Genomic DNA, 26658 nt, shown 5'->3' on the forward strand with positions numbered 1-26658 from the left:
CCGGCGGCCCCGCCTCTCTTGTTCCTCTCGGCTCCGGCGCCGCGCACCCGTGGAGACGCACGATGCGACTCAAAGATTGCCACAGCTTCCACGATTTTCGCCGCATGGCGCAGAGGCGCCTGCCGGGACCGATCTTCGACTACATCGACGGGGGCGCCGACGATGAAGTGACCCAGCGGCGCAACACGACCGCCTTCGAGACGTGCCAGCTCGTACCGAACGTCCTGCGCGGCGTTAAAGAGATCGACATGTCGGTGACGGTCATGGGCCAGAGGCTCGCCATGCCCGTCTACTGTTCGCCCACCGCCCTGCAGCGCCTGTTCCACCACCAGGGGGAGCGGGCCGTCGCCGCCGCAGCGGGCAAGTTCGGCACGATGTTCGGCGTGTCCTCGCTCGGGACGGTGAGTCTGGAGGAGGCGCGCCGCATCAGCAGCGGCCCGCAGGTCTACCAGTTCTACTTCCACAAGGATCGCGGCCTGAACCGCGCGATGATGCAACGCGCCAAGCAGGCGGGCATCGAGGTGATGATGCTCACCGTCGACAGCATCACGGGCGGCAACCGCGAGCGCGACAAGCGTACGGGCTTCTCCATTCCATTCCGGCTCACCCTGGGGGGCATGCTGCAATTCGCGATGAAGCCGGCCTGGGGGATCAATTACATGACCCACGAGAGCTTCAAGCTGCCGCAGCTCGACGGGCATGTCGATATGGGCGGCGGCGCGCTGTCCATCAGCCGCTACTTCACCGAGATGCTCGATCCCAGCCTGTCGTGGGACGACGTCGCCGCGATGGTGCGGGAATGGGGCGGCCAGTTCTGCCTGAAGGGCGTGATGTCCGTGGAGGATGCCAAGCGCGCGGTCGAGATCGGCTGCACAGGCATCATCCTGTCCAACCACGGCGGCCGGCAGCTCGACGGGTCACGTACGGCCTTCGACCAGCTCGCCGAGATCGTCGACGCGGTCGGCGACCGGATCGACGTGATCATGGATGGCGGCGTCCAGCGGGGCACCCATGTGCTGAAGGCGTTGTCCCTCGGTGCGAAGGCCGTCGGCCTCGGCCGCTACTATCTGTTCCCGCTCGCCGCGGCCGGTCAGGCCGGGGTCGAGCGCGCGCTTCAGATGATGCAGTCCGAGATCGAACGGGACATGCGACTGATGGGATGCGCGTCCATCGATCAGCTGACGCGCAACAATCTGCGATTTCTCTGAACTTGGCATCCTTGCGCCTGAAGCCGACGATGGAACGTCGACTTCAGGCTCCAAGGCCAAGAAAATTGAATGTGCGCATGTCACCCGACCGGGCGTTCAGGACGGGTCCCTATCGTCGGATTCCCGGCCCGATGGCGGCACGCGAGGTTCGTCCGTCGAAGTTCCTCTCACCGTCCAAGCGCCGCGATGAGAGGGTGGCGAAGTGTGCCTGCGCTCTCGTTTCGCGGGCCCTCTCGATGAGCCATGCTCATCGCGGTCCGGCATCATCCATCCCCCGCAACGCCTCCGCCATCCGCCGCACGGCCGGCACGATGGCGCGCTCCGGGACGGAGGCGTAGCCGAGGAGGAGGCCCTGTTCGGCGAGCGATCGATCCGAAAAATGCGGCGAGAGCGCCGTGGTCGCGAGGCCGGCGCGGGCGCAGGCCTCCACCGCGCGGCCGTCGTCGAACCGGGTTCCGGCCACGGGGCGCGCCACCAGATGCATGCCGCCGTCGCGCGGCGGAACCTCCATGCGATCGCCGAGGAGATCGCGCGCGGCCGCCACCAGGGCCGCCTGCCTCTGGCCGTAGAGGCGGCGCGTCCGGCGCAGATGCGCGCTGAAATGACCCTCCGCGATGAAGCGGGCGAGGGCGCCCTGTCCGATGATCGAGGCGAGCCCGCCGCCGCCGGTCAGGGCGCGGCGCACGGGCGCCACCAGGGTTTCCGGGAGGACGAGGTAACTCATCTGCAGGGCCGGCATGAGCACCTTCGAGACGCTGCCGACATAGAGGACGCGCCCGGCCCGATCGAGGGCGTGGAGGGGTGAGAGTGGCCGGCCGGCATAGCGGTACTCGCCGTCGTAATCGTCCTCGACGATCCAGCCGTCCCGCGCCTCCGCCCAGGCGAGCAGGGCGAGGCGGTTCTCCAGGCTCATGGTCGCGCCGAGCGGATGGCCCTGGGCCGGTGTCACCACCGCGAGCCGCGCGCCCGGTTCCAGGTTTCGCGCCCGCGCGATCGAGAACCCCGCCGCGTCGCAGGGCACCGGGACCGTGCGCAGGCCGGCGCTGCGCAGGGCGTGGCCGAGGCCGGGAAAGCCCGGCTCCTCCAGATAGGCCGCCTCGCCGGGCTCCAGCAGGAGCTCCGCCAGCAGGCGCAGGCTCTGGCGGATGCTGGCCGTGACGATCACCGCCTCTTCGCTGCACGCGACCCCGCGCCCGGCCGAGAGGTAGGCCGCCAGGGCCCGGCGCAGGCGCGGGTCGCCGAGGGGATGGATCTGCGCGGGAGGGCCGGCGCGCCACTCGGCCTGGAGCAGGCGCGCCCAGGTCTCGAACGGGAAGGCGTCGCGGGCGGGCCGGCCGAGGGCGAAGGCATCGGGGATCGGTTCGTCGCTCTCCTCGCCGCAGGTCGAGGCCAGGGCCGCCCCACGGCGCGAGAGCACCGGCGTCGCGGGGGAGGGCGCCGTGCGGCTCGCCGGGCTGCGCGGCACGGACAGGTCGTCGGGCAGGGTCTCGGCGACGCGGGTACCGGAGCCGGGACGCGTGGTGAGATAGCCTTCGGCGACGAGCTGCTCGATGGCGAGGAGGATCGTGCCCCGCGCGCAGCCGAGATCCTCGGCGAGGCCGCGCGACGAGGGCAGGCGCTGCCCCGGCGGCAGCCGTCCCGCCAGGATCGCGTCGCGTAACGCCTCGCGCACCCGGCCATGCAGGCTCGCATCCAATCGACGGAGCGGGCCTGCCTGCGACGGGGCGAGGTCGAGCTGGAGCGGCAGTGCGGGGCGACGCCGGCGCGTGGTCATACTGGTCCAGTCGGTTTTGGAAAACCGGACCTTCCGCATGATCCGCTTCTCGGCGACAGAGGGCGTGAGAACCGCGAAACCGTCAAGGACCCGCATTGTACGAGCCACCGCATTTCCGGACCGACGATATCGAGGCGCAGGCCGCGCTGATCCGCGCCTTCCCGCTCGGCCTGCTGGTGAGCGCCGGTGTCGGCGGGCTGATCGCGAACCCGGTTCCCTTCGTCCTCGATCAGCGTGACGGCCCCGAAGGCACGGGTTCGGTCGGCACGCTCCGGGCTCATCTCGCCCGCGCCAACTCTCACTGGCGCGATCTCGACGGGCTGTCCGAATGCCTCGTCGTGTTCCAGGGGCCGGACCGCTACGTCACGCCGTCCTGGTACGCGACGAAGCGGGAGACGGGGAAGGTGGTGCCGACCTGGAACTACGCCACCGTCCAGGTGTGGGGGCGCCCGCGCGTGATCGAGGACGAGGCCTGGCTGCGGCGCCAGATCGACGACCTGACTCGGTTGCGAGAGGCGGGGCGGGAGGCGCCCTGGTCGGTGGCGGACGCGCCGCCGGCCTACACCACGGCCCAGATCCGGGGGATCGTCGGCATCGAGATTCCGATTGCGCGGCTCAGCGGCAAATGGAAGGTCAGCCAGAACCGCTCGGAGGCGGACCGGGCCGGCGTCGCGGCCGGGCTGCGCCGGGAGGCGGGTGGAGCGGATGCGATGGCGGATCTCGTCGACGGGATGGGACAGCGGGCATGAGCGGGCGTGTGAACGAGTACGGCCAGCCGGTCGGCCCGGTCGTCGCGGCCTGGACCCCGCCGCCGATCCCGCCGCGCGACACGATGCAGGGCCGGTTCTGCCGGATCGTGCCGCTCGATGCCGAGCGCCATACCGGCGACCTCTTCGCCGCCCTGGCGCAGGATCCGGCGCGCTGGACCTACCTGCCGGGGGAGCCGCCGGCGGACGAGGCGCTGTATCGCGCCAGACTGGCGGAGATCGCCGGGAGCCGCGACCCGATGCACCACGCCATCCTCGATGCCGTGACCGGGCGCGCGCTCGGCGTGGCGGCCTATCTCAGGATCGAGCCGGCCCATGGCTGCATCGAGGTCGGGCATATCCAGTTCGGTTCGGGGCTCGCCCGACATCCGGCCGGCACCGAGGCGATGGCGCTGATGATGGGCCGCGCCTTCGCCCTCGGCTATCGCCGCTACGAGTGGAAATGCGACAGCCTCAACGCGCCCTCCCGCGCGGCGGCGCTCCGCTACGGCTTCACCTTCGAGGGCATCTTCCGCAACGCCATCGTCACCAAGGGCCGCTCGCGCGACACGGCGTGGTTCTCGGTGATCGACACGGAATGGCCCCGCCTGCGGGATGCGTTCGAGGCCTGGCTCGCGCCCGGAAATTTCGACGACGAGGGCCGCCAGCGCCGTTCCCTTTCCGCCCTGCGCGGCTAAGCCGGTTTGCGTTGGCACGCCAGCGCGTCACCTCTCTCAGGCCTGTGACGTGTCGCCGTTGTCGCGCGGACGCGGAAGCGCTCCTCCCGATCGAAGCCCCCTGGCCGACATCGGAGCCTCCGCGATGCCGACGGCATCGGGCCATCATGCCGCCGCCGCGTTCGGAGAGGGACTTTCGAAAGGTCCGCTCATCAGCCTATTGCCCTGCAAGATGTGCCGCAAACAGGGTCGCCGCGTTCATCGTGTTTCTCCGGGCTTGCTGGGCGTGTGTGTATTGCACCTCGCCACCGTGCAGATCGAGAATCTGTCGTATGCGCGAGTCCGCCAGAGAAAGACCGCTACCGTCGACGACAAAATTCTGCGGCAAAGAAACGTTGTTTGGCGTGACCATCAAGCCGCTCGTATAAAAAGTCGCAATCACGTTTCCGTCTTTCTGGATGGTCGCATACAACTTGGATGGGTCGTTGTCGGCCCTGACTTTGCCGACCGGCGGGAGATCTATGGGCTCCCTGAATGCTCTGGTGACGTCACTCGAGACCTTCACCGCCGACCCAGCGTCGCTGAGCCACTTGATGTCCAGTCTGCTTGAAATCGTGTCGATCTTCATGACGGAACCTCCTTTTAAAGGAGGAAAGCAATGAGTGTGCCAATTATCATGGGATTTGTCTTACCATTATTGATGTTTGTCGATCGTCGGTCGGAAATAAATTCCCGATGATCGGCAAGAGTTGCCCTATAGGCTGTGTGACGCGGGAATTTATCTGCCATCCATTGTAGGAAGGGTTCCCGATTGTGAATCTAAGATCGACATGGCCAAGATCGACTTGGCCATGACCGACCGGGAGGAGCCGTTCGATACGGCTATCGGCGGAAATATAAAAAATCTCGATTCGGACAGCGCCGTTCAATAGTGCACAAGTACAGACTGGCCTGATGCCCCTATGCCCTCGGCATTGCGGAGTCTCGGATCGGCCAGTCAGGGGTCTTCGATCGGGACGAGACCGGTCGGCGTCTATCGCTGAACCGCGCCGCGCCAGTTTTTCTCGACACCATTCGTGCGCAGGCGGCCTGCCGATCTTGATGACATCCTTATAAAATCGGCCGGCGTCCTCACTCGCATTCCTCCGCGCATCCCGGCGAGGATCGCTCGTCGGCAGGCCCGATACCCCGCGGCGGAGACGCCGTCGCGGGCGCCGTTCCCGTTGCGGGAGGCGGGGCTTGGCCGGCGCGATGCCCGGAGACCGCCCGTCCCATGCCCGACATCCTGTTCCTCGCCGGAGGCCTCGCCTTCTTCGCCCTGAGCGCGGGCTACGCCGCCCTGTGCGACCGGCTCTGAGGGGGCTCCGATGACCCTCGATCTCGCCCTCGGCGGCCTCGTGACCCTCGGGTTGCTCGCCTACCTCACCTACGCCCTCGTCCGCCCGGAACGGTTCTGACCGGCGGTTCTGAAGGAGCCACAATCATGAGTCTCAACGGTTGGATCCAGATCGCGCTCTTCGGCGCGGTCGTGCTGGCGCTGGTGAAGCCCCTCGGCGGCTACATGACCCGCGTCTTCTCGGGCGAGCGCACGTTCCTGTCGCCCGTCATCGCGCCCATGGAACGCGGGCTCTATCGCCTCGCCGGGATCGACCGCGCCCAGGAACAGCATTGGCTCGCCTATGCCGGCGCGATGCTGCTGTTCCACGTGTTCGGCTTCCTCGCCCTCTACGGGCTCCTGCGCGTCCAGGATGTGCTGCCGCTCAACCCGGCCGGGCAGGGGGCGGTGGCGCCCGATCTCGCCTTCAACACGGCGGTGAGCTTCATCACCAACACCAACTGGCAGTCCTACGGCGGCGAGACGACGTTGTCGTATCTCACGCAGATGCTGGGGCTGACGCACCAGAACTTCCTCTCGGCGGCCACCGGCATCGCCCTGTCCATCGCCCTGGTGCGCGGCTTCTCCCGCGCCTCGGCCAGGACGGTGGGGTCGTTCTGGGTCGATCTCACGCGGACCACGCTCTACGTGCTGCTGCCGCTCTGCATCGTCTACACCCTGTTCCTGGTCTTACAGGGCATCCCGCAGACGCTCGCCCCCTCTCTCGAGGTGACGACCCTCGAAGGCGGCAGGCAGACCCTGGCGCTCGGGCCGGTGGCGAGCCAGGTGGCGATCAAGATGCTCGGCACCAATGGCGGCGGGTTCTTCAACGCCAATGCCGCGCATCCGTTCGAGAACCCCACCGCGCTCTCGAACTTCGTCCAGATGGTGTCGATCTTCGCCATCGGCGCGGCGCTCACCAACGTCTTCGGCCGCATGGTCGGCGACGAGCGCCAGGGCTGGGCGATCCTCGGCGCGATGGGGGCGCTGTTCCTCTCCGGAATCGCCGTGGTCTATGTCGCCGAAAGCGCCGGCAGCCCGGTGCTGAACGCCCTGCATCTCGCCGGCGGCAACATGGAGGGCAAGGAGGTCCGCTTCGGCATCGTCGCGTCGTCCCTGTTCGCGGTGGTCACCACCGCCGCCTCCTGCGGCGCGGTCAACGCCATGCACGATTCCTTCACGGCGCTCGGCGGCATGATCCCGCTCATCAACATGGAGCTCGGCGAGGTCATCGTCGGCGGCGTCGGCGCCGGGCTCTACGGCATGCTGGTCTTCGTCATCGTCACGATCTTCGTGGCCGGCCTCATGGTCGGGCGCACGCCGGAATATCTCGGCAAGAAGATCGAGGGGCGCGAGGTCAAGATGGCGATGCTCGCCATCCTGTGCCTGCCGCTGATGATGCTCGGCTTCACCGCTCTGGCGACCGTGGTGGCCTCCGGCCTCGCGGGGCCCGCCAATGCCGGCCCGCACGGATTCTCCGAGATCCTCTACGCCTACACCTCGGCGGCGGCCAATAACGGCTCGGCCTTCGGCGGCCTCACGGCCAACACCGCCTTCTACAACACCACCCTCGGCATCGGCATGCTGTTCGGCCGGTTCTTCGTCATCGTGCCGGCGCTGGCCATCGCCGGGTCGCTGGCGGCCAAGAAGACGCTGCCGGCCTCCGCCGGCACCTTCCCCACCCACGGAATCCTGTTCGTCGGGCTGCTGGTCGGGGTGATCCTCATCGTCGGCGGCCTGACCTTCTTCCCGGCCCTCGCCCTCGGGCCGATCGTCGAACATCTGGCGGGCGCCGCCGGCCAGACCTTCGGGGCGGGAGGCTAGCGATGCGCCACGCCATGCCGCCGCGGATGGTCGGCCGCCATCGGCCCCGACCCCGCGCCGCGAGCCGCGTCCCGGCCGGGGAGGCCCGCGCCTCGGACATCGTGCTCGCCATCGGCGGCGTCCTCCTCCTCGGGCTGCTCGCCCTCTCCGCCGCGCTCATCCTCGTCGAGCGTGCCGCGACGGGGTGACCGCGCCCACCGGCCGCCCATCGCCACTCCTCCGACCTCAGAGTCTCCCATGACCCGCCCCTCCTCCTCCAGCCTGTTCAGCGCCGCCCTCGTCGGGCCGGCGCTCGTCGGCAGCGTCAAGAAGCTCGATCCGCGCGCGATGATCCGCAACCCGGTCATGTTCGTGGTCGAGGTGGTCGCGATCCTGACCACGATCCTGTTCGCCCGCGACCTCGCCACCGGCGCCCCGGATCTGGCCTTTTCCGGCCAGATCATCCTCTGGCTCTGGTTCACCCTGGTCTTCGCCAACTTCGCCGAGGCCCTGGCCGAAGGGCGGGGCAAGGCCCAGGCCGCGAGCCTGCGGCGCACCCGCACCGAGACCGGCGCCAAGCGCCTGCGCGCCGGCAACGACCTGCAGAGCAACAACCCGGATTACGAGATCGTGCCGGCCACCGATCTCCGGGTCGGCGACGTGGTGCTGGTCGAGACCGGCGAGATCATCCCCTCGGACGGCGAAGTCATCGCCGGCATCGCCTCCGTCAACGAGGCCGCGATCACCGGCGAATCCGCCCCCGTCATCCGCGAATCCGGCGGCGACCGCTCGGCCGTCACCGGCGGCACCCAGGTCCTGTCCGACCGGATCACCGTGCGGATCTCGGCCGCCAGCGGCTCGACCTTCGTCGATCGCATGATCGCCCTGGTGGAAGGCGCCTCGCGCGCCAAGACGCCGAACGAGATCGCGCTCAACATCCTGCTCGCTGGCCTGACGCTGATCTTCGTCTTCGCCGTGGCCTCGATTCCGAGCTTCGCTTCCTATGCCGGCGGCGCGATCCCGCTCATCGTCCTCGTCGCCCTGTTCGTGACGCTGATCCCGACCACGATCGGCGCGCTGCTCTCGGCCATCGGCATCGCCGGGATGGACCGGCTCGTGCGCTTCAACGTGCTGGCGATGTCGGGCCGGGCGGTGGAGGCGGCGGGCGACGTCGACACGCTCCTTCTCGACAAGACCGGGACGATCACACTGGGCAACCGCCAGGCCACCGAGTTCCGCCCGGTGCGCGGCGTCTCGGCGCAGGATCTGGCCGATGCCGCCCAGCTCGCCTCGCTGGCCGACGAGACTCCCGAGGGCCGCTCCATCGTGGTCCTCGCCAAAGAGAAATACGGAATCCGCGCCCGCGACATGGCGAGCCTCGCCGCCACCTTCGTCCCCTTCACCGCGCAGTCGCGTATGAGCGGCGTCGATCTCGACGGCTCGTCGATCCGCAAGGGCGCGGTCGAGTCGATTGTGGCCAGCGTCGGGCAGCCGCCCATGGCGAGCCGCGGCTCGAACGCCGCCATCGCCTACGAGCCATCCACCGAGTCCCCGGAGATGCGCGAGGTCCGGTCCATCGCCGAGGAGATCGCCAAGGCCGGCGGCACGCCGCTCGCCGTCGCCCGCGACGGCCGGCTGCTCGGCGTGATCACTCTGAAGGACATCGTGAAGGGCGGCATCCGCGAACGCTTCGCGGAACTGCGCCGGATGGGCATCCGCACCGTCATGATCACCGGCGACAACCCGATGACCGCCGCCGCCATCGCGGCGGAGGCGGGCGTCGACGATTTCCTGGCGCAGGCGACCCCGGAGGACAAGCTGGCGCTGATCCGCAAGGAACAGGCGCAGGGCAAGCTCGTCGCCATGTGCGGCGACGGCACCAACGACGCGCCGGCCCTCGCCCAGGCGGATGTCGGTGTCGCCATGAATACCGGCACGGTGGCCGCCCGCGAGGCCGGCAACATGGTCGATCTCGATTCCGACCCGACCAAGCTCATCGAGATCGTCGGCATCGGCAAGCAGCTCCTGATGACCAGGGGCGCGCTGACCACCTTCTCCATCGCCAACGACGTGGCGAAGTACTTCGCCATCATCCCGGCGATGTTCCTCGGGCTCTATCCGCAGCTCCAGGCGCTCAACGTGATGGGCCTCGCTTCGCCCCAGAGCGCGATCCTGTCGGCGATCATCTTCAACGCGCTCATCATCGTCGCCTTGATCCCGCTCGCCCTGCGCGGCGTCACCTACCGGGCGGTTGGGGCCGGGGCGCTCCTGCGCCGCAACCTGCTCGTCTACGGCCTCGGTGGCCTCGTCGTCCCGTTCCTCGGCATCAAGGCCATCGATCTCGCCGTCACCGCCCTGCACCTCGCCTGAGAGCGAGAGGCAGCCGAACCGTCCGCCGACGCTCCGGGCGTCCGGGACAGGGGAGCCCGAACCCACTCCCCGCCACCACGCGAGAATCCCATGCTCACCCAGCTTCGTCCCGCCCTCGTCCTCATCGTCGCGCTCACCGCCCTCACCGGCCTCGCCTATCCCCTGGCGATGACCGGCCTCGCGGCCGTGATCTTCCCAACCCAAGCTGCCGGAAGCATCGTGCTCCGCGACGGCCGCCCGGTCGGCTCCGCCCTCATCGGCCAGTCCTTCACCAGCGAGCGCTATTTCCAGGGCCGGCCCTCCGCCACCACCGCCGCCGACCCGGCCGATGCCGCCAAGACCGTGCCGGCGCCCTACAACGCGGCGAATTCTTCGGGCTCCAATCTCGGCCCGACCAGCGCGGACCTCGCGACCCGCGTGAAAGTCGATCTCGATGCGAGGCAGGTCGAGAACCCAGAACGGCCCGTCCCCGTCGATCTCGTCACCACCAGCGGATCGGGCCTCGACCCGGACATCTCGCCCGAGGCCGCCCTGTTCCAGGTGCCGCGCGTCGCCAGGGCCCGCGCCGTGCCGGAGGCCCGCCTGCGCGCCCTGGTCGAGACCGCGATCCAGGGCCGTCTCGCCGGCATTCTCGGCGAGCCCCGCGTGAACGTGCTTGCGCTCAACCTCGCCCTGGACGATCTCGGGTCGAAATAGACCGTCGGCATGAGGATCGCCCCCGGATGTCCGATCTCCGCCGCGATCCGGATCGCCCGTCGCCCGAGGCGCTGCTCCTGGCGGCGCGCCGCGAGGAGCGCGGCCGGGGGCGGCTGAAGGTCTATCTCGGCGCCGCTCCCGGCGTCGGCAAGACCTACGAGATGCTCACCGTGGCGCGGGCCAAGCGCAAGGCCGGCATCGACGTGGTGATCGGCATCGTCGAGAGTCATGGCCGCGCCGAGACCGAGGCCCTGGTGGACGGGTTCGAGGCGATCCCCCGCCGCCGCGTGGTTCATCGCGGCACCGAGCTCGGCGAGATGGATCTCGACGCGCTCCTCGCCCGCCGCCCCGCCCTCGCCCTGGTCGACGAACTCGCCCACACCAACGCGCCCGGCAGCCGCCACCCAAAGCGCTACCAGGATGTGGAGGAGCTGCTGGAGGCGGGGATCGACGTCGACACCACTCTCAACATCCAGCACGTGGAGAGCCTGAACGACGTCGTCGCGCAGATCACCCGCATCCGCGTGCGCGAGACCGTGCCCGACGGCATCCTCGAACGGGCCGAGGATATCGAGGTGATCGACCTCAATCCCGACGACCTGATCCAGCGCCTCAAGGACGGCAAGGTCTACGTCGCCCATCATGCCGAGCGGGCGCTGCGGCACTACTTCTCCCGCGGCAACCTCACGGCCCTGCGCGAACTGGCCCTGCGGCGCACCGCCGACCGGGTCGACGAGGAACTGCTCGGCCACATGCGGGCGAACGCCATCGCGGGGCCATGGGGGGCCGGCGACCGCATCCTCGTCTGCGTCAGCGAGGATGCGCGCGGCAGCGGCCTCGTGCGCTACGCCAAGCGGCTGGCCGATCGGCTCCACGCGCCCTGGATCGCCCTGAACGTGGAGGGCCCGCGCGGCGCCCTTCTCGGCGAGGTCGCGCGCGACCGCATCGCCGATACCCTGCGCCTCGCCGACCGGCTCGGCGGCGAGGCGGTGACCATCCCCGGCGGCCGGCGCGTCGCCGACGACATCCTCGCCTATGCCCACGCGGCCAATGCCAACCACGTCGTCGTCGGCAAGTCCGACCGCTCGCGGCTGTTCGAGATCGTCAACGGCTCGGTGGTGCACGATCTGGTGCGGCGCTCGGGCGCGATCAGCGTCCACGTCATTGCCGGCGAGGCGGCGGCGGCGGAGCCCGTCGCCGAGAAGACCGTGCGGACGGCCCCGGCCCGCCGCCGGATCGAGCCCGTGCCGATCCTCGCCGCCATCGCGGCCGTCGCCGTCGCCCTCGGTTTCGGCCTCGCGTTGCAGCCCTTCGTCGGGGTCGAGAACGCCGATCTCGTCCTCCTCACCGCCGTGCTCGCGGTGGCGGTGCGCTACGGGCTCGGCCCCTCCCTCGTCGCCGTGGTGGCGGCCTCGCTCGCCTACAACTTCTTCTTCCTGCCACCGGTCTACACCCTCACCATCACCGACCCGACCAACATCGCCGCCTTCTGCCTGTTCACCCTGGTGGCGGTTCTGGTCTCCAACCTCGCCGCACGCTCGCGCAAGGAAGCGGTGCTGTCGCGCGCCCGCGCCCGCGACACCGAGCGGCTCTACGGCTTCAGCCGCAAGCTCGCCGCCTGTGGCACCCTCGACGACGTGCTCTGGGCCACGGCCTTCCAGGCGGCGGCGATGCTGAAGGTCCGCGTGCTGCTGCTGATGCCGGAGGCAGGCTCGCTGACGGTCCGCGCCGGCTACCCGCCGGAGGATTTCCTCGACGAGGCCGACATCGCCGCCGCGCAATGGGCCTTCGACAACGAGCGGCCGGCGGGGAGGGGGGCCGACACCCTGCCCGGCGCGCGGCGGCTGTTCCTGCCCATGCGCACCGGGCGCGGTACCATCGCGGTGATCGGCCTCGACGCCGACGGGACCGGGCCGCTGCTCACGCCCGAGGGCCGGCGCCTCCTCGATTCACTGTCGGACCAGGGCGCCCTCGCCATCGAGCGCGTCCGCCTCGTGGAGGATCTCGACCGGGCCGAGCGCGCCGCCGAGACCGACCGCCTGCGCCAGGCCCTGCTCACCTCGATCTCGCACGACCTGCGCACGCCGCTCGCCGCCATTCTCGGCTCGGCCAGCACCCTGCGCGACCTCGACGAGGCCCTCGACCCGCCCGCCAAGGTCGAGCTCACCGCCACCATCATCGATGAGGCCGAGCGGTTGAACCGCTTCATCGTCAACCTCCTCGACATGACGCGTCTCGAAGCCGGCGCGGTGACGCCGAATGTCGGGCTTCAGGATGTCGCCGAGATCGCCGATACCGCCCTGCGGCGCATGGAGAAGATCCTGTCCGGCCACCGGGTCGCGGTGGACATCGCGCCGGACCTGCCGGCCTTGCGCCTCGACCCGGTCCTGTTCGAGCAGGCCCTGGTCAACCTCCTCGACAACGCCGCGAAATACGCCACCGACGGCTCCACCGTGACGCTGCGCGCGAGGGCCGAGGGGGGCAGCCTCCGTCTCCAGGTGATCGACGAGGGCGAGGGCCTGCCGCCGGAGGATCTGGAGCGGATTTTCGACACGTTCTACCGTGTCCGCAAGGGCGACAGCGTGCGGGCCGGGACGGGGCTCGGCCTCGCCATCTCGCGCGGTTTCGTCGAGGCGATGGGCGGGCGGATCACGGCGTCCAACCGCACCGACCGCAGCGGCGCGGTCTTCACCGTGATCCTGCCGGTCCCGCCCTCCGATCCGGGCGGGCGCCCGCCCCATGAGGTTCGAACCAAGAGGCTTGAACCATGAGTCGCGAGCCATGAGCCTGACCATCCTCGTCATCGACGACGAGCCGCCGATCCGGAAGCTGCTGCGCATGGGCCTGACGACCCAGGGCTACGCCATCCTCGAAGCGCCGAACGGGCGGACCGCCCTCGATTTCCTCGCGCGCGAGCGGGTGGACCTCGTCATCCTCGATCTCGGCCTGCCCGACATGCGCGGGCACGATCTCCTGCGCAGCCTCCGCGAGCGTCATCGCGACCTGCCGGTCCTCGTCCTGTCGAGCCGCGACGACGAGCCGGGCAAGGTCGAGGCCCTCGATCTCGGCGCCGACGATTACGTGACGAAACCCTTCGGCATGGGCGAACTCCTCGCCCGCATCCGCACGGCCCTGCGCCACCAGCTCGCCCAGCAGGGCGAGCGGCCGATCTTCCGGGTCGACGGGCTCAGCGTCGATCTCGTGCGCCGGATCGTGCGCGTCGACGGCAACGACGTGAAGCTGACCCCGCGCGAATACGACTTCCTGCGGGTCTTCGTGCAGCATGCCGGCAAGGCCCTGACCCATTCGCAGCTGATGAACGCGGTCTCGACCTCGTCCGACCCGCAATACCTGCGGGTCTACATCCGCAGCCTGCGCCAGAAACTGGAGGCGGACCCGGAGCGCCCGCGCATCCTCCTCACCGAGACGGGCGTCGGATACCGGATGCGGGCTCCGGAGGAGCCGGGACGCGACCCGCCCCGGTGATCCCGTCGCGGGCCGGACCACCGGCTTTCTGCCCTCCGGGTTTCTGCCCTCCCTGTTTCTGCCCTCCCTGTTTCTCCGCGCCCGGCTTCTCGGCACCCGAGCCGAGCCGGAACTCGATCCGCTCCGCCGAGAGCGGCACCGCGTCGGGCCGGCACGGCGTCTCGCCGGCGGCGTAGTGGATCGCGTCCCTGCAGCTTCGGAACAGGCCGCCGCCGAGGCCGTGGATCTCCACGGCGACCCAGCGCCCCTGGTGATCCTGCCCGACGATGAAACTGTGCTGGGGCGGCGGTGCCGCCACCGCTCGGAGGACGGGTATTGGGAAGGCTCGGGGCATGGCCTGTCTTCGGGTTTGCGCGATCGATGCGTGGGACCGCGCCCGGAACCTGGGCCGTCGCGTCTAAAGGATCGAGCGGGACGGGACCGGTTTCGCATGAGGATCCCGTGAGGATCGCGCCTCCGCGCCGGATCACCGGCATCTTACGATCGAGATGGGGGCGTCATCCGCCCCTGGATCGATAAAACCGGGCTGTGGCGTGGCCGCCGCAGCGCCTCGGATGGCGCCGCATTATGAATAATCCGGGACCGGGCATGGTCGGTCCTACGGGACGGAGCGAGGATCGCCATGTTTCCCATCAGGATCGCCCTCGCGCTGCTTCTCGCCGCGAGCCCCGTCGCTCCGGCCCTGGCCGGACCGCAGGGCAAGGATGACGGCGGGCAGGCCTCGGGGAATTCGAAGAAGGCCGCGAGCCCGTCCAAGCCGGACGAGGATGTCGACACCGAGCATCTGTTCGGTTTCACCGAAGGCACGGATGCGGGTGAGAAGGGGCAGCAGGAGGTCGTCTTCGACAGCGTCTCGCGCATCGGCAAACGCCGCTCGGGGCCGGGTCCGTCGCATTACCGGGCCTTCGATGCCCGCCTCGGCTATCAGTTCGATCCGATCGACCGCCTGAGCATCGAGCTGAGCGCCTTCGGGACGCTGCACCGGGTGCGCACCATCGCCGATCTCGACGACAAGGCCTTCGGCACGTTCGACGGCGTCTCGGTCGACGTGAAATACCAGTTCCTGAAGGGCTCGGCCGAACAGCCGGTCGGTTTCGCCCTGGAGGTGCGGCCGCGCTTCAGCCGCATCCTGCCGCTGGATGGACGCGGCGCCGATATCTTCGACATCGAGACCCTGGCCCAGGTCGATGTCCAGATCGTGCCGAACAAGCTCTGGTACGGCAGCAACGTCAGCTTCGAGCCGGCGGTGGGGCGCCAGCGCGGCTCGGGCGAGGGCTATCGCTCCTCGACCCTGGTCTGGTCGAACGTCCTCGTCGGCGAGGTCGCGGACAAGACCTATCTCGGGCCGGAACTGCGCTACCTGCGCGGCTATGACGGCGCCTTCCTGAACCGGCTGGAGAGCGAGGCGGTGACTCTCGGCCCGGCCCTGCACCACCGCTTCACCGAGAAGGTCTGGGTCACCCTCGCCTATGCCGGCCAGATCTGGGGGCGGGACACCGATCCGGCCTTCGCGCGCCGCGCGCTCGGCCTCGGCCAGTTCGAGCGCCACGCCGTCCGGCTCAAGCTCGGCATGGAGTTTTGAAAGCCCCCCGGAGTTCTGAGTCTGCCCTGAGTTCCGAAACCGCCCATCGCCGGGAGACCAAAGCCGGGCGACGCCGTTATCCCCTCATGATGATGGACACGCCGCGCCTCGGTTTCTGCTGCACCTTCGTGCTCGAGGACGATCCCGCCAGTTTCAAGACGTTGAAGGCCGCCCGCGAGGCGACGCTTCACATGAACCTGTCGCACACCACCATGAGCCATCTCGACACGCTGGCGCCTGCCGCGCGGCGGGGGAAGCTCGAAGGGCTCGCCCGGCACAATCTCGCGGCGCTCGAGCGCCAGGTCGCCTGGGTCGCGGCCCGGCCGCCGCTGGAGCGGCTCCTGCGCATGGCGAGCAACGTCCTGCCCGGCTACACCCACGAGGTGGCGCGCGCGATCTATGCCGAGCCCGAGATGGTCGACCTCGTCGAGACCGGTCTCGCCCGCGTCGGCGAGCGGGCGCGGGCGGGCGGCGTTCGCCTCAGCTTCCATCCCGGACCGTTCTGCGTCATCGCCTCGCGCAACCCGAAGGCCGAGCAGAACGGGATTTCGGAGCTCGAATACCATGCCGACTTGATGGCGATGATGGGCTACGGCGACGGCTGGCATCCGCATGGCGCCCATATCAACATCCATGTCGGCGCCCGCGATCCCGGGATCGACGGTTTTCGCGAGAGCCTGCCCAAGCTCTCGCAGACGGCGCGCGACCTCCTGACGGTGGAGAACGACGAGAACGCCTTCGGGCTCGACACAGTCCTGGAATTGGCAGATCGCGTCCCGGTGGTGCTCGACCTGCACCACCACTGGGTCCAGAGCGGCGGCACCTATATCGAACCCGATGACGGGCGGATCGCCCGCATCCGCGAATCCTGGCGCGGCGTGCGCCCGATCGCCCATGTCAGCCTCTCGCGCGAGGCGCTGCTGGAGGGCCACGACCCGGACCGGCTGCCCGATTACGCGGCCCTCGTCGAGGCCGGGCACAATTGGCGCGACATCGCGGCCCATTCCCATCTGATGAGCAACCGGGCCCTCAACGCCCTGGTGGCCCGCCACCTCGCCTGGGCCGATTTCGAGATCGAGGCGAAGGGCAAGAACCTGGCTTCCACCGGGATCGCGGCCGAGATCGGCGCGGCGAGGAGGGCGGAGGCCGGGCATGGCGGCACCGCGTCCAGCGCGGCCGCGTGACGGACATCCGGCTTTCCCCCGCCACCTCCGCCGCGGGCGAGCCCCGGCCTACCGGCGGGGCTTCTGCATCTTCACGACCGTGCTCTTCGGGCGACCGATCGGCTTGAGCGGCGCCTTCGCCTCAAGAGCCGCGCGGGCGAGGTCCTGTGGGCGCGGCGCGCCGTTGGCGATCCGCATCAGGGCCTCGGCCATTTCCTCGATCGTCTGGGCCGCCTCGCCCTCCAGCGTCTCCTCGGCGCGGATGCCGGGGAGTTCGGGCGCGATCTCCTCGGCGGCCTCCCGCAATTGTTCGACGAGCTCGGCGGGCGAGTAACGGGGAGGGGGAGACTGTGCCATCGGGCGACCATGGCAGGCGCGGGGGAGCGCGACAACCGCCGCTCCGGCGGCCCCGTCGAACAGTGGACAACGCGCCTTCGTCCCGGGAAATACTGCGGCGATGCCGTGATCTTAATCGATCTTTTGCTTCGTTCGGCACTCTCGCTAAGAGGAGACGTCGCGCTGCGAGGGACGATCACCCGTGACCATACGGCCTCAACCACATCAAGACGGCTCCGCGGCGGAGGCGTCCCTCCCCGACGGCGACACCGCTCCGGAAAGGCTGAGCCCGAAGGAGCAGGGGGTGCTGGGCCTTGCCCTGCGCAAGGGAAGCGGCAACCCGGTCGACGACCTCCTCGCCGCCTCCGAGGCCCCCGCGAGCCAGATGGCGCTTCCGCTCTGGCTGCTGCTGGTCGGGCGTGACGCGGTTCACAAGCGTTGGGGCGTCGTGACGGGGGCCGGGCTGGTCTGGACGGGGCTGGGCCTCGCCCTCGTGATCGACGCCCTCGACGGGGCGCTCCACATTCCCGACCGCTGGTTCGGCCTCCTCCTCGTGTTCGAGGCGGTGGGCTCGTTCGTGCGCGGCCTCGTCGCCACGGGGGCCGCGCGCCGGCTTCGCCTTCTCAAGGCGGCGTTGCTCCTCGTCGTGGCGGTGCTGACGATGCTGGCCTCGTCCTCGAGCACGTTCCTGCTCGCCATGCTGTTCGGAACCGCCTTCCTGTTCGACGGCCTGTCGCGCTTCGCGCTCTCGAACGTGCTCCGGTTTCCGGGCTGGCGCCTGTCGGCGGCGCATGGGGCCTTGGGCGTGGCCCTCGGCATCATCACCCTGCAGCCCTGGCCGACCTGGTACGCCGGCACGGTCGGGTTCTGCATCGGTGCCTTCCTGATGCTGGCCGGCATCAAGGTGGCCATCCTGGGCCTGCGCCTGCGGCGGCCTCCGGCGGAACCGGCAATGCCGGCGACCGGGACAAGCTCGGACGTGCTCACCGTCCATGTCTGGACGCCGACCGGGACGGCGACGATCCCGGCCCGGCAGCGGCTGGTCCATCGCTACGTCGTGTCGGTGAACGGGCGCGGCCACGTCTCCACCGGTCACGCGGCCCTGGAACTGGACGCCGGGGAGGGCGAGACGCCGCTCTATGTGAGCCATTATCCGGCGGTGGAGATCGACCGCTCGCCGGACAACCTGCGCGCGACCCTGCGCGCGGGCCCCGAGAACAACGTGCCGGGGCGCTTCCTGCCGAGCTACCGCGAGGAGGCGGACGATTGGTGCGAGGCGACCGTCACGGTCACCCTGCGCGGAATCGACGGCGCGCGGCTGCAGCGCTTCTGGGCCGCCTATCGCCGCGACGCGACCTACAACCTCGTCGGGCGGAACTGCTCGACGGCGGTGGCCTCCGCCCTGGACGCCGCGGTCGAGGGGGCGTTCAGCCGGGCCGGCAGGCCCTGGCGCGGGCTCGCCCGCGCGGTGATGAGCCCGGAATTCTGGGCGGCCGCGCTCCTGCGCAACGGCGCGGGCGCGATGACGTGGACGCCGGGCCTCGTGCTCGATTACTCCCGCGCCCTCAGCGCCCTGGTCGATCCGGTCTCGCCGGTTCCGGCCATCCGGTGGGGCGGCGTGAGACGCCGTCTCCTGCGCAACTGGCGGGCCGAGACCGTCGCGCGAATGCGGGGCCTCGCCCGGCGGCGCTCTCCGGCGGCGTGAGCCCGAGGGCCGCGCCCAGCGTCATCGCCCGTCCCGGTCAACGGGCCGGGCGCGCCGCCGCGAGGTCGCGCGCGACCGCCAGCATCACCGCGAGCGTGTCCGCCTCGTCCTGCTCGGCGCCGTGATCGCTGAGCTTGACGATGACCGTGCCGGTGTCGCGGTTGATGTAGACGTATTGGCCGTAGACGCCGATGGCCGAGATGTCGTCGTCGCCCTCCGGCACGTGCCACCATTGGGCCGAGTAGGGCCAGCCGTCGACCTCCTGGCGCGCGGGCGTCTCGATCCGCTCGATCCAGTGGCGCGGCACGATGGCGCCGCCGCCGACGCGGCCATGGTCGGCCACCATCAGCCCCAGGCGGGCGAAATCCCGCGCGACGGCGTTGAGGCAGCAGAAGGCCTTCTCGGTCCCGCCCGGCCGGTCGAGGTTCCAGGTCGCGTCCGCCTGCGCCCCCATGGGCTTCCAGATCTGCTCGGAGAGGAGGTCGGCCAGGGGCCGGCCCTGAACCTGCGCGACGATCAGGCCGAGCACCTCGGTGTCGATGCTGCGGTAGCGGCCCTTGCTGCCGGGTTTCGACGACAGGGTGGCGTGCTCGCGCACGAAGTCGCGGATGTCGCGGGTGAGGTACAGGCCGGCGGTGCCCACCAGCGGGTTCCAGGGATCGTAATTCTCCGGCACCGCCAGCCCGCTCGTCATATCGAGCAGGTCGCGGACGGTGATGCGGCCGAAGGCGGGTTCGTCGCGGAGATAAGGCAGCAGGGTCGCGACGGAATCCGTCTCGGCGAGTCTGCCCGCCGCGATCGCCTGCCCGACCAGCAGCGAGACCACCGATTTCGCCACCGACCAGGACGGGAACAGCGTCGCCTGGCCCGAGCCGGGGCGATACCATTCGTGGATCAGGACGCCGTTCTGCGTGACGAGGAGGGCGTTGGTGCGGGTCGCCTCCAGCATCTCGCCGAGGGGCACGCTGCGCCCCTTCCAGGGCACGCTCGCCAGGATCGCGCGCGGCGCGACCGGCAGGAGGCGGGCCGTGCGCGGAGCCGCCACCAGCCGGCTCGAGAACCACGTGCCGACGGAGGAGGGCTCGACGATCGCCAGGGCCGCCAGGGTGATCGGGTTCGGTACGCCGAGCCATGCGACGATCGCCCAGGCCAGCCCCGCCAGGGTCGAGCCGCCGATCAGCGAGCCTGCGAGCCACGGGCGGCGGAAGCGAGGTCTCGAGCGGTCCATTCTCGCCATCCCCTCTCACCGAACCCCTGCGCCGGGCGTGACCGGCCTCGCCCCCGTCGCGCTCGTCAATGCGGCGCGGTCTGGCCCGAGGCGAGGATCGTCACGCCGACGGCGATCACGGCGATGCCGATCATCATCGACAGGGTGATCGGCTCGTGGAACAGCAGCGCGCCGCCGAGCGCCGCCCCGACCATGCCGATTCCGGCCCAGATCGCATAGACGATCCCGATCGGCAGCATGTTCATGCTGTTCGACATCAGCCAGAACGCCGTGCCGTAGCCCAGAACCACGATGATCGTCGGCACGGGCTTGGTCAGGCCGTCCGCGGCCTTCAGAGCGAGGGTCGCCGTCACTTCGGCGGTGATGGCGAAGGCGAGGAGCAGATACGGGTTCATGCGGGAATCGTCCGTGCGGGCGGATCGTTTCAAGATCACGTCGGCCGTTAATTTCGCGTGTGGGATCGGGCCGGAACTCGAGTGCCGGGAGGGTGCGCGTGTCCGTCGGGGACGGCTTGCTCCATGCGAGGTCTCGCGGCACGGTCGGGCATCGACCGCGCGAGATTCGGTCCGGTCTTCCGAGCCGGACCGTCCCGAGGTCGACCCTCCAGCCGAACTCTCCAGCGACGGGCACCGACACGATGCGCACGACACTGACCGCCGCCTTCCTGCTGGCCTTCACGGGCGCCGCCCTCGCGCAGCAGGTGAGCGAACCGCCGATCCAGGGTCCGCAGGATGCCGCCTGCCGCGAGCAGGCGAGGGCGCAGGTGTTCAGCGCCGCGAATCCGAGCAATCTCAGCCTCTACGATCTCGGCTCGCAGATCTATCACGCCTGCATGGCGAGCTATCACGCCACCGGACCGAACCCCGAGCGCAAGGAACGCCGCTTCTGAGGAGCCTCGTCCCGTGACGATGTGCGCTTACGCGTTCCTTCGACGGGCGGGCGGGCTTCCGCTCGCCGTGCTGCTGTCGCTCGCCGGGCCGGCATCTCCGGTTTTGGCGGATCAGACCTCGACCAATCAGCCCTCGGTCAAACTCTGCGCCACCGAGACGTCGGATGTCGGCACCCAGGCCTGCCTGCACAAAGCCCTCGATGGCGCCGACACGGCGTTGAACGCGGCCTACCGGAAGGCGCTCTCTGTGATCGACACGGACGATCGCGGCGAGGATGCCAAGGCCAAGGCGGCCTGGAAGGCGCAGCTCGCCGCCGCCCAACGCGCCTGGATCGCGTTCCGCGACGCCGATTGCGGCGATCTCGTCCTCAGCGAGTGGAGCGGCGGCAGCGGCGCCAACGCCGCCGGCTATGCCTGCCGCTACGACAAGACCGTGCAGCGCACGAACGACATCCTGAGCCGCTACCCGCTCCACTGATCCCGGATCTCACCGCTGCCGATCAAGAGTCGGGGTCGGCGAGGGCAGACCCGACTGGTCGAACTCATGGAGGGCCGGGAAGACCCGGTTCGCGCGGCGGCTGCGGCTCAGCGGTAATCGGTCGGGGTGAGGCCGTGCCGGGCGAGCTTGTCGTAGAGGGTCTTGCGCGGCGTGCCGAGGGATTCGGCGGCGATGCGGACGTCGCCGCCGGCCATGATCAGTTCCTCGCGGATCAGGCCGCGCTCGAACCGGTCGACCTGCTCGGCCAGGGTGCCGGTGGTCGCGGCCTCGGGCGCGGGCGCGTCGTGCTGGCCGAGGCCGAGGCCGAGGGCGTGGCGCTCGGCGAAATGGCCGAGTTCGCGCACGTTGCCGGGCCAGTCGTGCCGGCGCAGATGGTCGCGCACGGCCGGCGTGATCGCCGGAGCCTCGCGTCCGAAGCGCGCGGCGGCGCGGGTGAGGAATTCCTGGAACAGCAGCATCACGTCCTCGCGCCGGTCGCGCAGGGGCGGGATCGCGATCGTGATGACGTTGAGGCGGTGGTAGAGGTCGTCGCGGAAGCTGCCCTGCGCCGCCGCCTGGCCGAGATCGACCTTGGTCGCCGCCACCACGCGCATGTCGATGGCGCGGATCTCGTTGCTGCCCAGCGGCTCCACCGCCCGCTCCTGCAGCACGCGCAGGAGCTTCACCTGCAGGCCGAGCGGCATGCTCTCGATCTCGTCGAGGAACAGCGTGCCCCCGTGCGCGTGCTCGATCCGGCCGACGCGGCGCTTGAGCGCCCCGGTGAAGGCGCCGGCCTCGTGGCCGAAGAGTTCGCTCTCGACGACGCTGTCGGGCAGCGCCCCGCAATTCATCGCCACGAAGTTCCGGCTCGCGCGCCGGCTCCAGCGGTGCAGCGCGCTCGCCACCACCTCCTTGCCCGATCCGGTCTCGCCGAAGACGAGCACGTCGACATCGGCCTGGGCGACCTCGCGCACGAGGCGGCGCAGGCGCACCATCTCCGGGGAGATGCCGAGGAAGGCGGGATCCTCCTCCACCGCGGCCTCCAGCCGGGCGCGCAGAACGCGGTTCTCGAGGACGAGCCGGCGGCGCTCCAGGGCGCGGCGCGCCGAGGCGACCAGGGATTCGGCCGGATAGGGCTTGGCCAGGAAGTCGTAGGCCCCGTCGCGCATGGCCCCCACCGCCATGCGGATGTCGCCGTGGCCGGTGATCAGGATGACGGGCAGTTCCGGATCGATCGCCTTGATCCGCGCGAAAAGGGCGATGCCGTCGAGATCGGGCAGGCGCACGTCGGTGACGACGAGGCCGGGCGGATCGGCGATGATCGCAGCCAGCGCCGGCCCGGCGGCCCCGAAGGTCTCGACCGTGAACCCGTCGAGTTCCAGGCTCTGGCGGTTGGCGCGGCAGACATCGGCCTCGTCGTCGATGAACACCACCCGCTCGGCCGCGCCGCCCGCCGTCACCTCTCCCGCCGTCTCCTCTCCCGTCGTCTCTTGCCCGCTCACGTCGCCGCCTCCACCGGGGCTTTCGCCAGTTCCATCCGGAAGATCGCGCCGCCGGCCGGATCGTCCACGGCGTTCAGGCTGCCGCCGCAATCCTCGACGATTCCGCGGGAGATGGCGAGCCCGAGACCGAGCCCGTCCGACTTGGTGGTGAAGAAGGCGTCGAAGACCTGGGCCCGGATCGTCTCGGGCAGGCCCGGCCCGGTATCGCGGACCTCGATCGCCACGCGGCCGTCGGGCGCGTCCCGCACCTGGATGGACACGCGCGGATCGGCGCTTCCCGCCGCCGCGTCGAGGGCGTTCTGGAGCAGGTTGACCACGACCTGTTCGAGGCGCGGCCCGTCGCCGAGGACGCGCAGGCCGGGCGAAGCCGCCTCCGCCGACAGGGCGATCCGGGCCGCCGTCGCGCGCGCCTCCACCAGTTCCAGGCTGTTGGCGAGGATATCGGCCAGAGCCACCGGCTCGCGCCGGGGCGAGGAACGCCGGGCGAATCCCTTGAGCTGCCGGGTCAGCCCGCCGATGCGGTCGGTGAGCCGGCCGATGGCGAAGGCGTTCTCCGCCGCCTCCTCGCCCCGTCCGCGCCGGACCAGGATCGCGGCGTTGTCGGCATAGGCGCGGATGGCGGCCAGCGGCTGGTTGATCTCGTGCGCCATGCTGGCGGCGAACTGGCCCAGGGCCGCGAGCCGGCCGGCCTGGGCCAGTTCGCGGCCGAGGCGCTCGCGCTCAGCCTCCGCCTGCCGCCGCTCCTCTTCCGCCCTGCGGCGCTCCTCGATCTCCTGCCGCAGCATCCGGTTGGCGTCGGTGAGTTCCTGCGTCCGCTCGCGGACGTTCCGTTCCAGCTCCTCGCGCCGGGCGAAGGCCTGGGCGAGGCGCTGGCGGGTCCGTCGGCGCCGGCCGGCGAGGGTCGCGATCCCGAGACAGGCGAGGCCGGTGCCGAGGGCGGCGATGGTCCAGGCCTGCACCCGCTCGCGGTCCACCGCCGCGCCCACCGGCGTCAGGGTATGGAGCCGCCAATCGGTGCCGGGGATGGCGGCGTCCAGGGCCAGGGCGGTCCGCGCCGGCCGCGATCCCTGGCCGATGCGGACGAGGCCCGGCATCCCCTCGACGGGATGGAGCGGCAGCGCCGAGAGCGGCGCCTCGCCGAATTCCAGCGCCTCGCGGATGCGCCTGCGCTCGTCGTCGCCGACCTCGCGCAGGGTGGCGAAGTGCCAGGCCGGATCGCTCGCCACCAGGACGATGCCCCGCGCATCGGCCACGAACACCCCGTCTCCCGATTGCCGCCACGCGGCCTCGACGCCGTGGAACTCGATCTTCACCACCACGACGCCGCCGGCCCCGTCGATCCGCCGCGAGAGGTAGAGGCCGGCCCGGCCGCTGACCGTGCCCAGGGCGAATTGCGATCCGGCTCCATCGGCCATCGCCTGCCGGAAATAGGGCCGGAAGGCATAGTCCCGGCCGATGAAGCTGCGCTCGGATTCCGCGTTGCTCGCCGCCACGGTGATGCCGTCGGGCCGGATGACGTAGATCACCGCCGCGCCGGTGGCGGCCGCCACCTGGGCGAGGCGCCTGTCGACCCGGGCGACCAGGTCCCGTCCCGGCGCCGACCCCGCGACCGCCGCGATCTCGGGATCGGCCGCGAGCGCCAGGGGCAGCGAGGCCTGCTTCTGCATCTCGGCCCGCAGGGCGCCGACCTGAAGCGCCAGGGCCGCCTGTGCCGTGCGACGCAGGTCGGCCAGCGCCCAGCGTTCGGCCGCCCGTCCGGCGAGCCAGGCCGCGATCAGGACCAGCGCGAGGCTGCCGACCAGAACGAGGCCCCGCCGCCGCGTCGGTCCTCGCGAGCCGGTTCCATCATGGGGTGAGACATTCTGATTCACGCGCCGCGCCCCGGTGCGGATTCCCGGACGGGATTTCGCGCTCGCGTGCGGACATCCGCACCGGAGCCCTGGAAGCGGTCCGTATTCATCGGAAAAATATGTCTCGAATCAATGTCTTAACGAAATATTCCGGGAGTTCCGGAACTGGCACGCGGGTTGCCATTCCTTGAGCGAAACGCAGACCTGCGCCCATCGCAGGGCTGGGCGCCGAAGGGGCCGGACCCCGGAGGCCAACACCAAGAGAGGACGAGGCCCGGACGAACCCGGCGCTCCGATCCGACCCGACCCGATCCACTTCCAGGGAGAAGCCCGTCATGGTTGCCGTACCGTCACCGCTCACCGCACCGCATCCGCCGTCAAAGCCCAAGCCCATCTACCGCACGCTGTACTTCCAGGTGCTCGTCGCCGTGGCGATCGGCATTCTGCTCGGCCATTTCTATCCGCAGTTCGGATCGGAGATGAAGCCCTTCGGCGACGCCTTCATCAAGCTCGTCAAGATGATCATCGCGCCGGTGATCTTTCTCACCGTGGTCTCCGGCATCGCCGGCATGACCAATCTCGAGAAGGTCGGCCGCGTCGGCGGCAAGGCGCTGATCTACTTCGTCACCTTCTCGACGCTGGCCCTGATCGTCGGCCTCATCGTGGCGAACCTCGTCCAGCCGGGCGCGGGCATGCATATCGATCCGAAGTCGCTCGATCCGAAGTCGATCGCGATGTACGCCGACAAGGCGAAGACGCAGACGATCACCGACTTCCTGATGAACATCATCCCGACCACGGCGGTGGGCGCCTTCTCGGGCGGCGAGATCCTTCAGGTCCTGTTCTTCTCGGTGCTGTTCGGCTTCGGCCTCGCCTTCCTCGGCGATCGCGGCAAGCCGGTCCTCGACATCATCAAGGTGCTGTCGGAAGCCATCTTCGGCGTCGTCAACATCATCATGAAGGTCGCTCCCATCGGTGCCTTCGGCGCCATGGCCTTCACCATCGGCAAGTACGGCATCGCCTCGCTCGCCAACCTCGCCTACCTCGTCGGCGCCTTCTACCTGACCTCGGCGATCTTCGTGCTCGGCGTGCTCGGCCTCGTCGCCCGCTACAACGGGTTCTCGATCATCGCGCTGATCCGCTACATCAAGGAGGAGCTGATGCTCGTCCTCGGGACCTCCTCCTCCGAATCGGCCCTGCCCTCGCTGCTGGAGAAGATGGAGCGCGCCGGCTGCTCGAAGCCGGTTGTCGGCCTCGTGGTCCCCACCGGCTACTCGTTCAACCTCGACGGCACCAACATCTACATGACGATGGCGGCGCTCTTCATCGCGCAGGCGACGGACACCCCGCTGTCCCTGGGCGAGCAGGGCCTCCTCCTCCTCGTGGCGATGCTGTCCTCGAAGGGCGCGGCGGGTGTCACCGGCTCGGGCTTCATCACCCTCGCCGCGACGCTCGCGGTGGTGCCCTCGGTGCCCGTCGTCGGCATGGCGCTGATCCTCGGCGTCGACCGGTTCATGTCCGAGTGCCGCGCACTCACCAACTTCATCGGCAACGCGGTGGCCTGCATCGTCGTCGCCCGCTGGGAGGGTGAGGTCGACGAGGTCAGGCTCGCCGCCGCCCTCGGCGGCAAGCCGATGCCGCTGGCCAGCGAAATGCCGGTCCTCCAGCCCGCGGAATAACCCCCGCCTCCCCCCTCGCAGCGAAAGGGTCATCCCCCATCGCCGCGAGGGGATCTCGACAAGGCCGCGTCAAAGAAGGGCAGGCCGGACCGGAGGGTCCGGCCTGCCCTT

General features: G+C 70.0%; 24 protein-coding genes. 16 read left to right on the forward strand and 8 right to left on the reverse strand.

Annotation, left to right across the window (positions count from 1 at the left end):
• The first annotated feature begins 62 nt into the window (after positions 1–62).
• On the forward strand, positions 63–1208 hold the full coding sequence (locus A3OK_RS0118935) for an alpha-hydroxy acid oxidase (RefSeq protein ID WP_019906470.1): 1146 nt from the start codon (positions 63–65) through the stop codon (positions 1206–1208).
• Positions 1209–1455: 247 nt separating this feature from the next.
• Here A3OK_RS0118935 and A3OK_RS0118940 read toward each other — a convergent pair whose 3' ends face one another.
• Complete coding sequence (locus tag A3OK_RS0118940) at positions 1456–2982, reverse strand: PLP-dependent aminotransferase family protein (RefSeq protein ID WP_196805452.1); 1527 nt, start codon at positions 2980–2982, stop codon at positions 1456–1458.
• 95 nt (positions 2983–3077) lie between these two features.
• Here A3OK_RS0118940 and A3OK_RS0118945 point away from each other — a divergent pair, with 95 nt between their 5' ends.
• On the forward strand, positions 3078–3731 hold the full coding sequence (locus A3OK_RS0118945; RefSeq protein ID WP_019906472.1) for an FMN-binding negative transcriptional regulator: 654 nt from the start codon (positions 3078–3080) through the stop codon (positions 3729–3731).
• A complete protein-coding gene (locus A3OK_RS0118950; RefSeq protein WP_019906473.1) occupies positions 3728–4426 on the forward strand; it encodes a GNAT family protein in 699 nt (232 codons plus the stop codon). The genes A3OK_RS0118945 and A3OK_RS0118950 overlap by 4 nt, the downstream gene beginning before the upstream one ends.
• Positions 4427–4622: 196 nt before the next feature.
• Here A3OK_RS0118950 and A3OK_RS0118955 read toward each other — a convergent pair whose 3' ends face one another.
• On the reverse strand, positions 4623–5033 hold the full coding sequence (locus A3OK_RS0118955; RefSeq protein ID WP_019906474.1) for a hypothetical protein: 411 nt from the start codon (positions 5031–5033) through the stop codon (positions 4623–4625).
• A 739-nt stretch (positions 5034–5772) separates the two neighbouring features.
• On the opposite strand from A3OK_RS0118955, the gene A3OK_RS23075 reads away from it, so the two are divergent.
• The 7 genes from A3OK_RS23075 to A3OK_RS0119000 all read left to right on the forward strand — a co-directional run bounded on the left by A3OK_RS23075 (position 5773) and on the right by A3OK_RS0119000 (position 14135).
• Entirely contained in the window at positions 5773–5862 is a 90-nt protein-coding gene (locus A3OK_RS23075) for a K(+)-transporting ATPase subunit F (RefSeq protein ID WP_019906476.1), read from the forward strand.
• 26 nt (positions 5863–5888) lie between these two features.
• Complete coding sequence (gene kdpA, locus A3OK_RS0118975) at positions 5889–7604, forward strand: potassium-transporting ATPase subunit KdpA (RefSeq protein WP_019906477.1); 1716 nt, start codon at positions 5889–5891, stop codon at positions 7602–7604.
• Between the two features lie 2 nt (positions 7605–7606).
• Positions 7607–7792 carry a hypothetical protein gene (locus A3OK_RS23080; RefSeq protein ID WP_019906478.1) on the forward strand — a complete coding sequence of 62 codons (186 nt, stop codon included), beginning with the start codon at positions 7607–7609 and terminating at the stop codon, positions 7790–7792.
• Between the two features lie 49 nt (positions 7793–7841).
• Positions 7842–9953, forward strand: coding sequence for a potassium-transporting ATPase subunit KdpB (gene kdpB / locus A3OK_RS0118985; protein ID WP_019906479.1), 2112 nt, complete (start codon positions 7842–7844; stop codon positions 9951–9953).
• Positions 9954–10043: 90 nt separating this feature from the next.
• Positions 10044–10649: a K(+)-transporting ATPase subunit C gene (locus tag A3OK_RS0118990; RefSeq protein ID WP_019906480.1), complete on the forward strand. Its 606-nt coding sequence runs from the start codon at positions 10044–10046 to the stop codon at positions 10647–10649.
• Positions 10650–10675: 26 nt separating this feature from the next.
• Positions 10676–13420 (forward strand): sensor histidine kinase KdpD, encoded by a 2745-nt coding sequence (locus A3OK_RS0118995; protein ID WP_019906481.1) that lies wholly within the window; start codon positions 10676–10678, stop codon positions 13418–13420.
• A gap of 10 nt (positions 13421–13430) precedes the next feature.
• Positions 13431–14135: a response regulator transcription factor gene (locus A3OK_RS0119000; protein WP_019906482.1), complete on the forward strand. Its 705-nt coding sequence runs from the start codon at positions 13431–13433 to the stop codon at positions 14133–14135.
• Here the strand turns inward: A3OK_RS0119000 and A3OK_RS24830 are convergent.
• A complete protein-coding gene (locus A3OK_RS24830) occupies positions 14068–14469 on the reverse strand; it encodes a hypothetical protein (protein ID WP_348625428.1) in 402 nt (133 codons plus the stop codon). The two genes, A3OK_RS0119000 and A3OK_RS24830, sit on opposite strands and share 68 nt — an antisense overlap.
• A 288-nt stretch (positions 14470–14757) precedes the next feature.
• On the opposite strand from A3OK_RS24830, the gene A3OK_RS0119005 reads away from it, so the two are divergent.
• Positions 14758–15717 (forward strand): hypothetical protein, encoded by a 960-nt coding sequence (locus A3OK_RS0119005; protein ID WP_019906483.1) that lies wholly within the window; start codon positions 14758–14760, stop codon positions 15715–15717.
• Between the two features lie 89 nt (positions 15718–15806).
• Entirely contained in the window at positions 15807–16901 is a 1095-nt protein-coding gene (locus A3OK_RS23085) for a UV damage endonuclease UvsE (protein WP_051093053.1), read from the forward strand.
• Between the two features lie 48 nt (positions 16902–16949).
• On the opposite strand, the gene A3OK_RS0119015 is transcribed toward A3OK_RS23085, so the two are convergent.
• A complete protein-coding gene (locus A3OK_RS0119015) occupies positions 16950–17237 on the reverse strand; it encodes a hypothetical protein (protein WP_051092936.1) in 288 nt (95 codons plus the stop codon).
• A 283-nt stretch (positions 17238–17520) separates the two neighbouring features.
• Between A3OK_RS0119015 and A3OK_RS0119020 the strand changes: the two genes are divergently transcribed.
• Positions 17521–18921, forward strand: a complete 1401-nt coding sequence (locus A3OK_RS0119020) for a hypothetical protein (RefSeq protein ID WP_019906486.1) — start codon at positions 17521–17523, stop codon at positions 18919–18921.
• 37 nt (positions 18922–18958) lie between these two features.
• Here A3OK_RS0119020 and A3OK_RS0119025 read toward each other — a convergent pair whose 3' ends face one another.
• Together A3OK_RS0119025 and A3OK_RS0119030 are read right to left on the reverse strand one after the other, a co-directional pair.
• A complete protein-coding gene (locus A3OK_RS0119025) occupies positions 18959–20149 on the reverse strand; it encodes a serine hydrolase (RefSeq protein ID WP_019906487.1) in 1191 nt (396 codons plus the stop codon).
• 65 nt (positions 20150–20214) lie between these two features.
• Complete coding sequence (locus tag A3OK_RS0119030; RefSeq protein ID WP_026597430.1) at positions 20215–20544, reverse strand: multidrug efflux SMR transporter; 330 nt, start codon at positions 20542–20544, stop codon at positions 20215–20217.
• Between the two features lie 242 nt (positions 20545–20786).
• Here A3OK_RS0119030 and A3OK_RS0119035 point away from each other — a divergent pair, with 242 nt between their 5' ends.
• Positions 20787–21038: a hypothetical protein gene (locus A3OK_RS0119035; protein ID WP_019906489.1), complete on the forward strand. Its 252-nt coding sequence runs from the start codon at positions 20787–20789 to the stop codon at positions 21036–21038.
• A 19-nt stretch (positions 21039–21057) separates the two neighbouring features.
• Positions 21058–21516, forward strand: coding sequence for a lysozyme inhibitor LprI family protein (locus A3OK_RS0119040; protein WP_019906490.1), 459 nt, complete (start codon positions 21058–21060; stop codon positions 21514–21516).
• Between the two features lie 107 nt (positions 21517–21623).
• Here the strand turns inward: A3OK_RS0119040 and A3OK_RS0119045 are convergent, their stop codons facing one another.
• The gene (locus tag A3OK_RS0119045) at positions 21624–22976 is read right to left on the reverse strand and encodes a sigma-54 dependent transcriptional regulator (protein ID WP_019906491.1); all 1353 of its coding nucleotides are present in this window, start codon (positions 22974–22976) and stop codon (positions 21624–21626) included.
• A gap of 38 nt (positions 22977–23014) precedes the next feature.
• Positions 23015–24889, reverse strand: coding sequence for an ATP-binding protein (locus A3OK_RS0119050; RefSeq protein WP_019906492.1), 1875 nt, complete (start codon positions 24887–24889; stop codon positions 23015–23017).
• A gap of 314 nt (positions 24890–25203) precedes the next feature.
• Between A3OK_RS0119050 and A3OK_RS0119055 the strand changes: the two genes are divergently transcribed.
• Positions 25204–26547 carry a dicarboxylate/amino acid:cation symporter gene (locus A3OK_RS0119055; protein ID WP_019906493.1) on the forward strand — a complete coding sequence of 448 codons (1344 nt, stop codon included), beginning with the start codon at positions 25204–25206 and terminating at the stop codon, positions 26545–26547.
• Positions 26548–26658: the final 111 nt, after the last annotated feature.

The sequence above is a fragment of the Methylobacterium sp. 77 genome (assembly GCF_000372825.1).
Lineage (GTDB): Bacteria > Pseudomonadota > Alphaproteobacteria > Rhizobiales > Beijerinckiaceae > Methylobacterium.

Coding starts and splice junctions, on each gene's coding strand:
- A3OK_RS0118935 (WP_019906470.1), top strand. CDS start 63: ATGCGACTCAAAGATTGCCACAGCTTCCACGATTTTCGCCGCATGGCG.
- A3OK_RS0118940 (WP_196805452.1), bottom strand. CDS start 2,982: ATGACCACGCGCCGGCGTCGCCCCGCACTGCCGCTCCAGCTCGACCTC.
- A3OK_RS0118950 (WP_019906473.1), top strand. CDS start 3,728: ATGAGCGGGCGTGTGAACGAGTACGGCCAGCCGGTCGGCCCGGTCGTC.
- A3OK_RS0118955 (WP_019906474.1), bottom strand. CDS start 5,033: ATGAAGATCGACACGATTTCAAGCAGACTGGACATCAAGTGGCTCAGC.
- A3OK_RS23075 (WP_019906476.1), top strand. CDS start 5,773: ATGACCCTCGATCTCGCCCTCGGCGGCCTCGTGACCCTCGGGTTGCTC.
- kdpA (WP_019906477.1), top strand. CDS start 5,889: ATGAGTCTCAACGGTTGGATCCAGATCGCGCTCTTCGGCGCGGTCGTG.
- A3OK_RS23080 (WP_019906478.1), top strand. CDS start 7,607: ATGCGCCACGCCATGCCGCCGCGGATGGTCGGCCGCCATCGGCCCCGA.
- kdpB (WP_019906479.1), top strand. CDS start 7,842: ATGACCCGCCCCTCCTCCTCCAGCCTGTTCAGCGCCGCCCTCGTCGGG.
- A3OK_RS0118990 (WP_019906480.1), top strand. CDS start 10,044: ATGCTCACCCAGCTTCGTCCCGCCCTCGTCCTCATCGTCGCGCTCACC.
- A3OK_RS0118995 (WP_019906481.1), top strand. CDS start 10,676: ATGTCCGATCTCCGCCGCGATCCGGATCGCCCGTCGCCCGAGGCGCTG.
- A3OK_RS0119000 (WP_019906482.1), top strand. CDS start 13,431: ATGAGCCTGACCATCCTCGTCATCGACGACGAGCCGCCGATCCGGAAG.
- A3OK_RS24830 (WP_348625428.1), bottom strand. CDS start 14,469: ATGCCCCGAGCCTTCCCAATACCCGTCCTCCGAGCGGTGGCGGCACCG.
- A3OK_RS0119005 (WP_019906483.1), top strand. CDS start 14,758: ATGTTTCCCATCAGGATCGCCCTCGCGCTGCTTCTCGCCGCGAGCCCC.
- A3OK_RS23085 (WP_051093053.1), top strand. CDS start 15,807: ATGATGGACACGCCGCGCCTCGGTTTCTGCTGCACCTTCGTGCTCGAG.
- A3OK_RS0119015 (WP_051092936.1), bottom strand. CDS start 17,237: ATGGCACAGTCTCCCCCTCCCCGTTACTCGCCCGCCGAGCTCGTCGAA.
- A3OK_RS0119025 (WP_019906487.1), bottom strand. CDS start 20,149: ATGGACCGCTCGAGACCTCGCTTCCGCCGCCCGTGGCTCGCAGGCTCG.
- A3OK_RS0119030 (WP_026597430.1), bottom strand. CDS start 20,544: ATGAACCCGTATCTGCTCCTCGCCTTCGCCATCACCGCCGAAGTGACG.
- A3OK_RS0119035 (WP_019906489.1), top strand. CDS start 20,787: ATGCGCACGACACTGACCGCCGCCTTCCTGCTGGCCTTCACGGGCGCC.
- A3OK_RS0119040 (WP_019906490.1), top strand. CDS start 21,058: ATGTGCGCTTACGCGTTCCTTCGACGGGCGGGCGGGCTTCCGCTCGCC.
- A3OK_RS0119055 (WP_019906493.1), top strand. CDS start 25,204: ATGGTTGCCGTACCGTCACCGCTCACCGCACCGCATCCGCCGTCAAAG.